Annotated in this window: 11 protein-coding genes and 1 tRNA gene; 3 read left to right on the forward strand and 9 right to left on the reverse strand. The window is 69.5% G+C overall.

All coding sequences use genetic code 11. The annotated features are described in order from the left end of the window. The first annotated feature begins 23 nt into the window (after positions 1-23). Entirely contained in the window at positions 24-989 is a 966-nt protein-coding gene (locus ACU6XJ_RS10575; RefSeq protein ID WP_476309161.1) for a ParB/RepB/Spo0J family partition protein, read from the forward strand. Between the two features lie 83 nt (positions 990-1,072). Then, positions 1,073-1,147, forward strand: a tRNA-Arg gene (locus ACU6XJ_RS10580). An 879-nt stretch (positions 1,148-2,026) separates the two neighbouring features. On the opposite strand, the gene ACU6XJ_RS10585 is transcribed toward ACU6XJ_RS10580, so the two are convergent. Both ACU6XJ_RS10585 and ACU6XJ_RS10590 read right to left on the reverse strand, forming a co-directional pair. After that, on the reverse strand, positions 2,027-2,986 hold the full coding sequence (locus ACU6XJ_RS10585; protein WP_476309164.1) for a D-alanine--D-alanine ligase family protein: 960 nt from the start codon (positions 2,984-2,986) through the stop codon (positions 2,027-2,029). A gap of 52 nt (positions 2,987-3,038) precedes the next feature. Beyond that, the gene (locus ACU6XJ_RS10590) at positions 3,039-4,367 is read right to left on the reverse strand and encodes an aminotransferase-like domain-containing protein (RefSeq protein ID WP_476309167.1); all 1,329 of its coding nucleotides are present in this window, start codon (positions 4,365-4,367) and stop codon (positions 3,039-3,041) included. 203 nt (positions 4,368-4,570) lie between these two features. On the opposite strand from ACU6XJ_RS10590, the gene ACU6XJ_RS10595 reads away from it, so the two are divergent. Beyond that, the gene (locus ACU6XJ_RS10595; protein ID WP_476309169.1) at positions 4,571-5,209 is read left to right on the forward strand and encodes a GNAT family N-acetyltransferase; all 639 of its coding nucleotides are present in this window, start codon (positions 4,571-4,573) and stop codon (positions 5,207-5,209) included. 137 nt (positions 5,210-5,346) lie between these two features. Here the strand turns inward: ACU6XJ_RS10595 and ACU6XJ_RS10600 are convergent, their stop codons facing one another. From ACU6XJ_RS10600 to murJ, 7 genes are all read right to left on the reverse strand, one after another. After that, the gene (locus ACU6XJ_RS10600) at positions 5,347-6,489 is read right to left on the reverse strand and encodes an N-acetylmuramoyl-L-alanine amidase (RefSeq protein WP_476309170.1); all 1,143 of its coding nucleotides are present in this window, start codon (positions 6,487-6,489) and stop codon (positions 5,347-5,349) included. 254 nt (positions 6,490-6,743) lie between these two features. Continuing rightward, positions 6,744-7,064: a thioredoxin gene (trxA, locus tag ACU6XJ_RS10605; protein WP_476309173.1), complete on the reverse strand. Its 321-nt coding sequence runs from the start codon at positions 7,062-7,064 to the stop codon at positions 6,744-6,746. Between the two features lie 46 nt (positions 7,065-7,110). Then, a complete protein-coding gene (trxB, locus tag ACU6XJ_RS10610; RefSeq protein WP_476309176.1) occupies positions 7,111-8,121 on the reverse strand; it encodes a thioredoxin-disulfide reductase in 1,011 nt (336 codons plus the stop codon). Between the two features lie 107 nt (positions 8,122-8,228). Then, entirely contained in the window at positions 8,229-9,029 is an 801-nt protein-coding gene (locus ACU6XJ_RS10615) for a hypothetical protein (RefSeq protein WP_476309178.1), read from the reverse strand. After that, complete coding sequence (sigM, locus tag ACU6XJ_RS10620; protein WP_476309180.1) at positions 9,026-9,637, reverse strand: RNA polymerase sigma factor SigM; 612 nt, start codon at positions 9,635-9,637, stop codon at positions 9,026-9,028. The genes ACU6XJ_RS10615 and sigM overlap by 4 nt, the downstream gene beginning before the upstream one ends. Positions 9,638-9,692: 55 nt before the next feature. Next, positions 9,693-11,267, reverse strand: a complete 1,575-nt coding sequence (locus ACU6XJ_RS10625) for a protein kinase family protein (protein WP_476309183.1) — start codon at positions 11,265-11,267, stop codon at positions 9,693-9,695. Between the two features lie 131 nt (positions 11,268-11,398). Then, the gene (murJ, locus tag ACU6XJ_RS10630; protein WP_476309185.1) at positions 11,399-13,117 is read right to left on the reverse strand and encodes a murein biosynthesis integral membrane protein MurJ; all 1,719 of its coding nucleotides are present in this window, start codon (positions 13,115-13,117) and stop codon (positions 11,399-11,401) included. Positions 13,118-13,164: the final 47 nt, after the last annotated feature.

Consider the following 13,164-nt stretch of genomic DNA (forward strand, 5'->3'; position numbering starts at 1 on the left):
CCCGTAAGAGAGAGGGAGTCTGTATGACCGAGCGCAAGGGTGGCCTAGGCCGCGGCCTGGCGGCACTGATCCCCCAGGGCCCGGCGCCAATGCCGGGTGCCGCTCCGGCAGGCGGCACGGTCCCCAGCCCGGCCACCATGGCGCAGGTCAGCCCCACGGGCAACGGCGCAGAGCCCGTCGCGGGCGCGGTGTACCGAGAGATCTCGATCGCCGCGATCAAGACCAACCCCAAGCAGCCCCGGCAGGTCTTCGATGAAGAGGCGCTTGCCGAGCTCGAACACTCGATCCGCGAGTTCGGCCTCATGCAGCCGATCGTGGTTCGTGAGCTCGGCAAGAACACCTACGAACTCGTCATGGGCGAGCGCCGCCTACGCGCTTCCAAGCAGGCGGGCCTCACCAAGATCCCGGCCATCGTCCGGCAGACCGCCGACGAGGCGATGCTCCGCGACGCCCTGCTGGAGAACATCCACCGCGTCCAGCTGAACCCACTCGAAGAGGCGGCTGCCTACCAGCAGCTACTCGACGAGTTCGGCGTGACCCACGAGCAACTGGCCACCCGAATCGGCCGCAGCAGGCCGGTCATCACCAACACCATCCGCCTGCTGAAGCTCCCCCTGCCGGTGCAGCGCCGCGTGGCGGCAGGCGTGCTCTCGGCAGGCCACGCCAGGGCGCTGCTCAGCCTCGAAGACGCGGGCACCCAAGAGGACTTGGCCGCTCGCATCATCGCCGAAGGCATGTCGGTCCGAGCCACCGAGGAAGCGGTCACCCTCGCCAAGAGCGAAACCCCGGCCAAGCCCAAGCCCGCCCCCCGCAAACCCATCCAGGCCCCCGGCCTCCAAGATCTGGCCGACCGCCTCTCCGACAAATTCGAGACCCGCGTGAAGGTCGAACTAGGCCGCCGCAAGGGCCGAATCGTCGTCGAATTCGGTTCGGTAGACGATCTCGAACGCATAGTCCAAATGATGTCCACCGATACTCCGAATGGGTGAGGAAACCTGCCTACACAACCACTCCACCGACTTTCGTCACGGTGACGATCTAGTTCACCACCAAGATCACCCGTGAACGATCGGCCCCCGTAGCTCAGGGGATAGAGCACCGCCCTCCGGAGGCGGGAGCGCAGGTTCGAATCCTGCCGGGGGCACCACCAGACGCCGCATCCAAGCGGACCACCATCACGCCGACCACGCCACGCCGACTCTCTCAGCCTCCCCAATTCGTCGAGCGCATTCCTCCGCCGAGCCACGGCCTCAATGTCGGTACTCAGCTTCGACGTATCCGCCCGAGCCGTTCTCAATTCAGCGCCGCGAGGACTATCGAGCGCTTGACGGCAAGCTTGCTTCCCACGTTGGCCAATGGAGCCCGACCCGGTTCGGCACACCCAGCCAGGCCCGAGGCCCACAAAGGCTCGCTCACCCACCGAGGGACCAGTCGATGTCCTGACGCGCAAGATCAGGTCGAGCACTGAACGCGTGACAACTGATGCCGGTTGCGGCTCCCACCGAGAAAGCTGCCCGAAGCCCTCACCCCGAGGCCACTACGCGTTCTCAACCCAGTGAGGGCAGCCCCCACCCTCCCTCAGGGGGGCGAGCCCTGCTCCAGCCTATCGATCATGGTCGTGATTGGAAGGGCGTGAGCTCAAGTTGTGGATAAGCGGCGTGCCTGTGGACAACTCGCCGAGATTTGGTGGCCATGGCGTGGGAAGCTGTGGGTTTGGTGGTATGACGGCGATGCTCGGCCGGGTCGCGAAGTGCACACGGGGCGCGGGCTCACGTGGAGGATGTCGCCGTCCGGGTGTTCACGCCGGGCGTCCAACCGGGGGCTGTGGCCCGCACGACCGCCACCAAGCAGGACACGGCCGTAAGGGGCGGCTGCGCGCGCAAGTCGGTGGGGTTGGGCGTGAGGAGGGGCCAATGAGCAGGTGGAGATGTGTGAGAAGGGGCTTGGCCTGCTGCGGGTGGACGCCGATGTCGCCAGGGCGGCTTGTGCGCTGGCGCAGGTCAGGGGGCGGGGCTGAGGGCGATGTTCAACGTGAAACGTTGGGTCGGGTGATGGCCCGTTCCACGAGGTCGGCGAAGACCTGGCCCAACGACAGGTGAGCGGCGTCCACCGCCATCGGCAGCAGAGACGTCTCGGTGAGGCCTGGGGAGACGTTCACCTCCAGGAAATGGGGCGTGCCGTCGGGGCTCACGATCGCGTCGGTTCGGGAGAGGTCGCGGAGACCGAGAAGGCGGTGGGCTGCCACCGCCAGGTCCATGGCCGCGGCGGCTTGGGGCTCCGAAAGGCGGGCCGGGGCGTGGTAGTCGGTCAGGCCCGCGGTGTAGCGCGCAGCGTAGTCGTAGACGCCGTTCTCCGGGACGATCTCCACCGCGGGCAGGGCCGTGGGGCCATCAGGCGTGTCGATCACGCTGATGGCCACCTCGACACCCTCGATGAACCGCTCCGCCAGCACCGTCTCGCCGTAGGCGAAGCAGCCCATCATGGCGGCGGGCAGATCCGCCAACTCGCGCACCACTCGGGCGCCCAGCGCCGAGCCGCCCTGGTCCGGCTTGAGCATCAGCGGCAGCCCGAGCCGCGCGACCAGGGCGTCCAGCACCGGCTGGGCGCCAAGCTCGCGGAAGGTGGCATGGGGCAGCACCACCCAGTCGGGCGTGGCGTGCCCCGCTGCCGCCAACTCGGCCTTCGCGGTGGGCTTGTCCCAGGCCCGGCGGCAGGCCCGCGGGCAGGTGCCGACGTAGGGCACCTCGAGCATGTCCAGCACGGTCTGGATGGCGCCGTTCTCGCCCTCGCCGCCGTGCAGGGTGATCACCACGGCATCCGGGCGGTGCTCGCGCAGCCTGGACAGAAGCTGGCCGTCGGCGTCCCACTCGATGACCTCGACGCCTGCCGACCGGAGCGCGGCGGAGAGCCTGCGGCCCGATCTGACCGAGACCTCCCGCTCATGCGACAGCCCTCCGGACAGCACGGCAACCTGGCGATCAGCCACGGATCAAAGCTCCCTGTTCTGGTGTGCAAACGTCCACAATGGACCGGGTGGGTCAGGCGGTGTCCGGGGACGGCGATTGCGGGCCTGACAGCAGCCGCGTCCCGACTGAACCGAACGTCCGCAGCATCTCCATTTCACCCTCCAGAACGCCCGCCAGGCGACGAACGCCCTCGCGTATGCGTTCCGGGGTGGGGTAGCAGAACGACAGCCGCATCTGGCGGCTTCCGAGGCCGTCCGCGTAGAACGCCGTGCCGGGCACGTACGCCACCCGCTTGGTCACCGCCCTGGGCAGCATCGCCTTGGTGTCCACGCCCTCCGGGACGGTCAGCCAGACGTAGAAGCCGCCGTCCGGCACGTTCCAGTGGCAGCCCTCCGGCAGGTACTGCTCCAGCGCCGCGATCGTGGCGTCGCGGCGCTCACGGTAGGCCTCGCGGTAGGTCTTGATCTGGCCCTTCCAGTCGTGCACGGCCAGATACCGCGACACCACGGCCTGGGTGAACGCGGGCGGGCACAGCGTGGCCGACTCGGCGGCCAGCACCAGCTTCTCGCGAACGGCGTGCGGGGCCAGCGCCCAGCCGACTCGCAGGCCGGGGGCGAAGGTCTTGGAGAACGACCCGAGGTAGACCACGTTGTCGGGCTCGGAGGAACGCAGCGCCGGGTAGGTCTGGCCGTCGAAGCCGAGGAGCCCGTACGGGTTGTCCTCGACCACCAGCACATCGTGCCGCGCGCAGATGTCGAGGATCTCGGCCCTGCGGTGCACGGCGAGCGTGACGCCGCCGGGGTTGTGGAAGTTGGGGATCGTGTAGACGAACTTGACCCGGCGTCCCTGCGCCTTGGCGGCGTTCAGTGCCTGGCGGAGCGCCTCCGGCACCAGGCCGTCCGCGTCCATCTCCACGTGCACGACCTGCGCCTGGTACGCCGAGAACGTGCCGAGTGCGCCGACGTAGGACGGGGCCTCGGCGATCACGAGGTCACCGGGGTCGCAGAAGATCCTGGTGACCATGTCCAGGGCCATCTGGGAGCCCACCGTCACGGTGACGTCGTCGGGGTGGGCGGAGATACCCTCCAGCGCCATCACGTCGCAGATCTGCTCGCGCAGCTTCGGGATGCCCTGGGCCGAGCCGTATTGCAGGGCGAACTGGCCGTCTTCGGCCACCACCCGCGCGACCTCGGCGGACAGCGACTCCAGCGGCAGGGCGGCGAGATAGGGCATGCCCCCGGCCAGCGAAACCACCTCGGGGCGGCTGGCTACTGCGAAAAGCGCTCGGATCTCCGATGCCGTCATGCCCGCGGTGCGTGCCGCGTAGCGACGCAGGTGCGGGTCGAGACTGCGGTGGCCTGCGGTGGCGGGCCTGGACTCGGACGATCCGGAGGGGTTCATCACGCTCTTCCCATGGCTCCTGGAGGTACTATCGGTTCAATTGTCCGGTGATCTTGGGCCGGTCGGCCCACGGCAAGCGTTCGTCCGAGTCTAATGGGCGACGCCGAACCGGGGGTTGTGCCTTCCAGCACCGACAGTCATGGACATATTCTGGACATGGTGCCCGCCGCAGCGGGTAGCCCGTCATGCCAGCGGGAGGTCAGTTGTCGCGACGCGTTGTCGGCGTCACGCTGGACAACCTCGACCACCTGCCTCGGCGGTGCCGGGGCTGTGTGTTCTGGGAACTGGCCCCGCACGCCAAGCAGCAGGCCGAGGAGTTCGGCCAGACCGACCTGGAGAAGGAAGCCTGGCTGTCCAGCGTCCTGCTGGAATGGGGCTCCTGCGGGCGGATCATCTACCACGACGGAATACCCGCGGGCTACGCGCTCTACGCCCCGCCTGCGGCGGTTCCCAGGTCGGCCGCCTTCCCCACCGCGCCGGTCAGCCCGGACGCCGTGCTGCTGACCGCGCTGTACGTGATGCCGGAGTTCGTCGGCGGCGGGCTGGGCCGGGTACTGGTGCAGGCGGTGGCCAAGGACCTCACCCGACGCGGTGTGAAGGCCATCGAGGCCTTCGGCAACGCCAAGATCGAGTCCACCTCGACCTGCGTGCTGCCCGCCGACTTCCTGACCAGGGTGGGCTTCAAGACCATCCGCCCGCATCCGCACTGGCCGCGGCTGCGCCTGGAGTTGCGTTCGGCGCTGACCTGGAAGGAAGACGTCGAAGCGGCCCTGGAACGCCTGTTGGGCTCGGTCACCATCTCCACGGTGCCCAGCGCGGAACCGTCCTACCGGCCGGTCTGAACCCCGACCCGGTGGTCGACGGGCGTCCCCCTATGAAATAGCCGCGCCCCCGCCTTCGGCGCTCGAGTCGCCGAAGGCGGCGTTGGCGAAGAAGCCCCGGATGCAAGCGGCCTTCGTTGCCGCCATCCAAGCGGACGCTAGCTGGACTTGGTGAGCTCGTGGCGGAGCAGGTCCTGGAAGGTGAAGGTGCCGGTCGGCTGGTCGTCGTTGCCGAGCAGGTAGAGCCGCTTGACCGCGACCAGGATGCCCTCCGCGACCACGTCCCGGAACGCCGGGTCCAGCAGTCGCCGCCGGTCCTCGCCGTTGGTCAGGAACCCCACCTCGATGCGCACCGCGGGCATCCTGGTCAGCCGCAGCACCTCCCAGGTCTTGGGGTGGCTGCGGCAGTCCAGCAGCCCGGTGCGGGCCGAGAGCTCACGCTGGATAAACCCGGCCAGCGCCTCGCCCACGGTGGAGGTGGTGCCGTTGCCGGTACCGAAGTGGAAGGTCGCGACGCCCTGCGCCAGCGGGGAGGAGTTGGCGTCGGTGTGCAGCGAGAGGAACAGGTCGGCGGCGGTCTCGTTGGCGAACATCGCCCGGTCCGCCTCGGCCGGGCAGGCGGCGGGACCGCGGGAGAGCAGCGCCTCCATCCCGGTGGCCACCATCCGGCCCTCGAGCCTGCGGGCCAGGTCCCACATCAGGTCCGCCTCGGCCACTCCGCCGACCACGATGCCCCGATCCGGGCCGCCGTGGCCGGGGTCGATGACGATCCGCTTGCCGCGCAGCAGCGGGCCCGCGGTGCGGACGCGCTCCTGCTCGCGGAGGAAGACCGGGCGGCCGCCGCGCACCTTCGGCATGAGCTGGCGCAGCGCGCGCAGCGTGGCCGGGCCGCACAGGCCGTCGACGGACAGCCCGTAGTCGCGCTGGAAGCTGCGCAGCGCCAGTTCGGTCTGCCTGCTGAACACGCCATCGGCGCGGCCTGCGTCGTAGCCCATCTCCAGCAGCCGCTCCTGGAGGGCGAAAACGTCATCGCCGGTCATCGGGGCGGAGACGAGGTAGGCGAGGTTGCGGTCGCCCAGCCGCCAGCGGGCGTCGTGCAGTGCCCGGTAGGTGGCGGGTCCGACGATGCCATCGGTGATCAGGCCGCGCTGCTGTTGGAAAGCGCGCACCGCCTGCTCCATCGCGGCGTCGAACACCTGGGGAAGTCGACCGTTGTCCGGGGCCAACAGTCCGAGCGTCGCAAGGGTTTTCGCGACCTCCGTAACGGCGGGGCCGGTCTCACCACGGCGCAGCAGCTGCATGCACCCCTCACTTACAAGCTCGGGCGCCGACTGGGAGGTTGTCGGCGCAGGGCGGTCCATATTCTGCCTTGTCCCGCTTCGGCGGACGCCTACGGCCATGCCTGTCCGCTGCGCGGGCGTGTTGTGCCTGCACGCGGGCTGTAACCGGGCTGAAACACCGACGACCTTCCATCGTGTGTTTCAACGATGGAAGGTCGTCGGTGTCGCTCAAATCACACGCATAAATCCTATGTGGTGAGTCACAAGCTGTCGCGTCAGAGACCCAGGTCGGTGATCAGGGCCGCCTTGGGCTTGGCGCCCACGATCTGCTTGACCGGCTTGCCACCCTCGAAAAGGATCATGGTGGGCACCGACATGATCTGGTAGTCGCGGGCGATGCCCGGGTTCTGGTCGATGTCGAGCTTGGCGACGGTCAGCTTGTCGGCGTGCTCGGCGGCGATCTCCTCCAGCACCGGGGCGACCATCTTGCAGGGACCGCACCAGGTGGCCCAGAAGTCGACCAGCACGGGCTTGTCGCTCTGCAGGACGTCCTCGGCGAACGAGGAGTCGGTGACGGTCTTGGTGTTGCCTGCCATGCGTTCTCCTAGCGGTTGGGCGGGACGGATGCTCCGTTGCCTTGGGTCAGCTCACCGGGACGGCTTCCGCGCCCGCCCCGTAGCCGCCGCCGACGTGCTCGGCGGTCGGGGCGTGCTCGGCGAGCCAGCGTTCGGCGTCGATGGCCGCCGCGCAACCGGAGCCCGCGGCGGTGATGGCCTGCCGGTAGGTGCGGTCCACCAGGTCACCGGCGGCGAAGACGCCGGTCAGGTTCGTGGCCGTGGTCGGGGCCTGGACCAGCACGTAGCCGTCCTCGTCGGTTTCGACCTGGCCCTTGACCAACTCGCTGCGCGGGATGTGTCCGATCGCCACGAAGAAGCCGGTCACGTCGAGGGTGGACTCCTCGCCGGTGCGGGAGTCCCGCAGCCGGGCGCCCGCGACCTTGCCGTCGCCGAGCACCTCGGTCACCACGGTGTTGGTGCGCCACCGGATCTTCTCGTTGGCCTTCGCCCGATCGAGCATGATCTTGGAGGCGCGGAACTCCTCGCGCCGGTGGATGAGCGTCACGGTGCGGGCGAAGCGGGTGAGGAAGGTGGCCTCCTCCATCGCCGAGTCACCGCCGCCGACAACGGCGATGTCCTGGTCGCGGAAGAAGAAGCCGTCGCAGGTGGCGCACGAGGACACCCCTCGTCCGAGCAGCTCCTGCTCGCCGGGGACGTTCTGGTAGCGCGGGGCCGCGCCCATCGCCAGGATGACCGCCCGCGCCCGGTAGGTCACGCCGTTGGCGAGCACCGTCTTGACCTCGCCGGTGAGGTCGACGGACTCCACGTCCTCGGCGCGAAGCTGGGCACCGAAGCGGCCCGCCTGGGCACGCATCTCCTCCATCAGCTCCGGGCCCATGATCCCCTCGCGGAAACCCGGGTAGTTCTCCACCTCGGTGGTGGTCATCAGCGCACCGCCGTACTGGGTGCCCTCGAAGACCAGTGGCGCCAGCTGGGCGCGCGCGGCGTATACCGCGGCCGTGTAACCGGCAGGACCCGAACCGACAATGATCAGTTCGTGTACCTGGCCGGACTGCTCCTGTGCCTGCGCCGTCACCTTCAGCCTCCGATTCCGTTGACGCACCGCTCAACGTGATCCTAGGTGCGGGAATTCCCCGCGGAGGGCTGGGTCACAACAGAGCTGTCAAACGGGAACTCCGGCTCTCAACGGCCGCCGATGATGTTGTCGCCGAGTTTGGACGGCGTGTCCGGCCCGCAGTCCTGACCGACGACCAGCAGCCGCAGCGCGCCGGGCCGCCCGCCGGGCAGCACCAACAGCACGCCCTGGGTGTCCCGCAGCTGGACCTGGCGGACGCCGAGGGGGTTGGCGGTGGCGGGGATGCCGTTTGCCGCCAGGCAGCCGCTCAGCCGCTCCTGGTCGGCCAGCGGCCCGAAGTCCCTGGCGCCGATGACACCGCTGGGCAGCCGGTCGAGCTGTCCGTTCAACGCCAGCGGCGCGTCGGTGCCGGTGGGCGGGGTGGCGGTCGTGGACGCTCCCGGTTTGGCCACCGGGGTGCCCTGCTCCTGGTTGAGCCCGGTGCCCGCGACGAAGGCCACCCCGATGGTGGCGGCGGCCGCGGCGAGCAGGCCCGCGCCCCAGCCCAGCCGCTTGTTGCGGCGGCGCCGGGCGGCGTCCAGCGAGGTCACGTTCGAGTGTTGGACGGGTGTTCCGGTGGCGGGGGTCGCGGGACCGAAGGCGACCTCCCCCTCATAGCGCAGCGCCGCCTCCAGGCGAGCCGCCACATCGGGGGGCATCGGCACCGGCGGGACATCGCGCAGGCTGTGTACCTCCGCCGCGGCGGCGTCCAGCGCGGCGAGCACGGCCCTGGCCTCCGGATCGGCCTCCACCAGTGGACGCAGGGTCGCGGTCGTGCCGGGGTCCAGCACCCCGGCGTGCAGATCGGCCAGCACATCGTGGGACCAAGGCCCTGCCGGCGCTGGATCGCGCGGCGCGTTGCCGGTCATCGGCCCTCCCGTTGCCCTGTGCTGGTGCGAACGTGAGGTGGGACGTTCGCAGTTGCACTCGGGTTCCGCAGGTGTCCCAAAAGTTTCGCCAGCTTCAGCCTTCCCCTGGCGCACCGGCTCTTCACGGTTCCCTCCGCGACGCCGAGCAGTTGCGCGGTCTCGGCGACCGAATACCCCTCGACGTCCACCAGCACGATCGCTGCCCGCTGCTCCTCCGGCAGTTCGGCCAGCGCCTCCGCCACCTCGAGCCGGGTCTCCCGGTCCGCCATCGCGTCGCGGCGCACCACCGGCTCGCCGGGGCCCGCCTCGGGCAGCGGCACGGTCGGCCTGGCCTGCCTGCGGCGGATCCGGTCCAGGCAGGCGTTGACCACGATCCGGTGCAGCCAGGTGGTCACCTGCGATTCGGCGCGGAAGGAGTGTGCCGCGCGGAACGCCGAGATCAACGCCTCCTGCAGCGCGTCGGCGGCTTCCTCGTGGTCGCGCATGGTTCGCAACGCCACCGCCCACAGCCGATCCCGGTGCCTGCGCACGAGTTCGGTGAAGGCGTGTGGGTCACCGGCGGAGTGGGCCGCGAGGAGGTCGGCATCCGTAGCTGCGGCGGCGGTCACGCGGGGAGGATAACGCCGGCCGGGATGCCATCCGCGAACGGGCGATCATCTGCCGCTACCGGACGGGAAGGAAGGTGATCTCGGAGATCTCCGACAGGACTTTGCCGTCGTCCGCGGGCGCCAGTTCGGTGATCCAGATCAACACGTAGCGGGTTTCCTGCGACGCGTCCAGGCTGATCGAGGACTGGCCCGCCTTGAGCACGCCCTGGCCGAGCAACGCGGCCTCATCGACCTTGTCGACCTTCTCGCTCTTGGCGGCCCGCACTTCGATCCTGGTCTGCGCGCTCTGCGAGTCGATCAGCACGGTGGACAGCTTCTGCGGCTTGTCCAGGGTGAACATGATGCCGATGCCCGGCTTGGAGGTCGGGAACTGCTGCTTGTACCACTGGGTGGCCCAGGTGGTCCCGGTCTTGCCGTCGATGACGCGGTCCACGTTGCGCGGGTTGTCCGGGTCGTTGGTCAGGTCGAAGACCTCGACGTTCTTGGGCTTCACCTTGTTGCTGTTGTCCGGAGCGGAGGCCTCGCCGCTCACCCCCGTGCCGACGATCGGCGGGTTGGTGGGGCCGGAGTCGCTGAACATGTTGAACACGCTCATGCCGATCCAGGTCAGCACCGCGATGGTGGCCGCGGCCAGCGCCATCATGGCGTAGCCCAGCTTGCGGCGGCGTTCCTGATCGGGTGCGGGGTCCTCGGTGCGCCACAGGGTGTTCTGCGCGGAGGCGTTCACGGTGGCGGTCAGCGGGGCGCGGTTGGGGCCGATCACCGTCTGCTGGGCGGCGATCCGCTCCGCCTCGGTGTGCGTCGAGATGACCTGGCGCAGCACCTGCAGGATTGCGGCGGCGGTGCGGACATCGCCGGTGCCCGCCATCGAACCGGGCTCGGCGACGCTGCGGACCGCGACGGTGGACAACTCGATCGGCACCGTGGGCCGCAGGGTGCGCGGCGCCACCACCGTGCCGTCCGGTCCGACGGGTGCGCGCTGGAGGGTGTCCGGTCCGCCGGGCAGCGCCCAGCGACCGGTAAGCATCATGTAGAGCACCGCACCCGCGCCGCGGACGTCCTCGGCGGCGGTGGTCTCCGGCCGGGGGCCGGGGAAGGCCAGCCGCATCTCGCCGTCCTGGGTGACCCTGATCCGCTGCGGGTGGTCGATGCCCAGCACCAGGCCCGCGTGGTGCGCCGCGTCCACAGCGGACACCAGCGGCTCCAGCAACTTGGCGGCGGCCAGTGCGGGTAGCGGCCCGTCGGAGACGAGGTCGATCAGGTCGGTGCCCTGGGTCCACTCGGCGACCACGATGCCCAGGATCGGGCCGTGCTCCTCGATCCCGTGGCCAGGGCCGAGCACGTCCAGCACCCTCGCGGCACCGGGGTGCACGAAGCCCGCGGCGTGCATGGCCCGTTCCAGGGTGCGCCGCACGCCCGCGGCGGCCTCCGGGTTCCCCGGCTCGCCGACCAGGATGGTCAACGCGACATCGCGTCCGAGCGCACCGTCCTTGGCGCGCCACAGCGAGGCGCCGCACCGTTCGTCGGTGCCGCAATGGGAAAGCAGGCGGTATCGGCCCTCACCGAGGACTGCCCCCGGCAGCATCCCGGGGGCAGCACCGGCCAACGTCTGGCTCTGCTGCGGCTCCACGGTCTCCGTGTACCCCTTTGCGTTCCCATCGCATGCGAAAGCTGCGCTTTCGTTATCCCCTCCGTGGCGCGGAGGCGTCGTGGAAACGCACCTGCACCAGGGTCTGCACTGAGCCTACGTGAAACTCTGCGTCAACGGCGACGCAAACGTGCAGAGATACGCGACAGGGCGGGCAGTAGTTCCTCCACACGTAGCAACACGCTCAGCCCGAAGATCGTCGCGCCACCCGCCAAGCCGCCCGCCACCAGCACGAACCATGCCGTCCAGAACTGGTTGAGTGCGGGTGTGGCGAGTGCGTCGACGCCGAGGCCGGCGAGGAACGCCACAAGTCCGCCCACCACCGAGGCGACCAGCACTTTCGTCACTGTCTGTAGCAAACGGGCGCCGCCCAGTCGTCCCAGTCGGGCGCGCAACCAGACCTCCCCGACCACCACTCCGAACAGGAACGTCAGCGAGTTCACGAACGCGAGGCCGTGGACCACGTTCTCCGGCGACAGCAGCACCGGGCAGAGGTAGGACAGCGGCACCTTGACCACGGTCATCATGATCATGATCAAGGTGGGGGTGCGGGCGTCCTTCATCGCGTAGAACACCCTGAGCTGGATCATCACCATGGCGAAGGGCAGCAGCCCGAAGGCCGAGGCCGCCAGCGCCTCACCGAGCCGCGCGGCGTCCGCCGCGGCCCGGCCGGTGAACAGCGCCTCGCCGATGTAGGGCCCGAGCGCGGTCATCAGCGCGCTGATAGGGATCAGCATCACCGCCGACATCCTGCTGCCCAGCGACAGGTCGGAGATCACGTCGGTGCTGCGGCCGTCGGCGGCGGCCCGGCTCATCCTCGGCATGATCGCGGTGAGCATTGACACGCCGAGCACGCCGTAGGGCAGTTGCAGCAGCAGCCAGGAGTTCGCGTAGATCGTGACGCCACCGGGGTCGGCGGCGGTCAGCACCCGGTTGACGACCACGTAGCCGATCTGGCTGATCGCGACGTAGCCGACAACCCACATGGCCAGGCCGCCGAACTCGGTGAGCCGGGAGTCCCAGCCCCACCGCCAGCGCAGCCGGAACCCGGTGCGCAGCAGCGCCGGGATCAACACCACCGCCTGCACCACCACGCCGAGCGTGACGCCCAAGCCCAGCACGAGCAGGTGCACGTCGGTCATCCGCACCGGGTCGACCACAAGGTCGCCGGGGATCAGGGTGTAGACCCCGATGGTGGCGATGATGATCAGGTTGTTCATCACCGGCGCCCACGCGCCGGGCCCGAACACGTTCCTCGAGTTCAGGATCGCGGTCAGCAGCGCGCCGATGCCGTAGAAGAGGATCTCCGGCAACAGCAGGTACGCGAACGCCGTGGTCAGCTCGGGGTTGGCCTTGCCGGTGGAGTCGTCGACGTACAGCGCGGTGAGCAGCGGGGCGGCCAGCACCGCGAACACCGTGGCGATGCCGAGGGTGGTCGCGGAGATGGTCAGCAGCCGCTGGGTGAAGGCCTCCCCGCCGTCGGCGTCGTCCTTCTGCGCCCGCACCAGCACCGGCACCACCACGCTCGCGAGCACCCCGCCGAGCAGCAGTTCGTAGACGATGTTCGGGAAGGTGTTGGCGAGGGTGAAGGAGTCGTTGACCAACGCGAGGCCTACGACCGCGGCGAGCAGGATCTTCCAGGCGAACCCGGTGATCCGGCTGATCAGCGTCGCGATGGCCATCGAACCGCTGGCCTTGGCCAGCGACGGCGCCGCGGGCTCGGTGCCGGTGACCGCCGGTATCTGTTCGGTCGGCTGCTCGGTGGCGTTCCCGATGGCGGGAATCCGCTGGGTCGGTGTGTCGTCATCCGGCCTGGTGTTCACTTTGCTCACCCGTGCTCGCCTCACCTTGAACTGCTTCGGCCCGCGATCCGGGCGGC

It is taken from the genome of Actinorectispora metalli, from assembly GCF_056323685.1.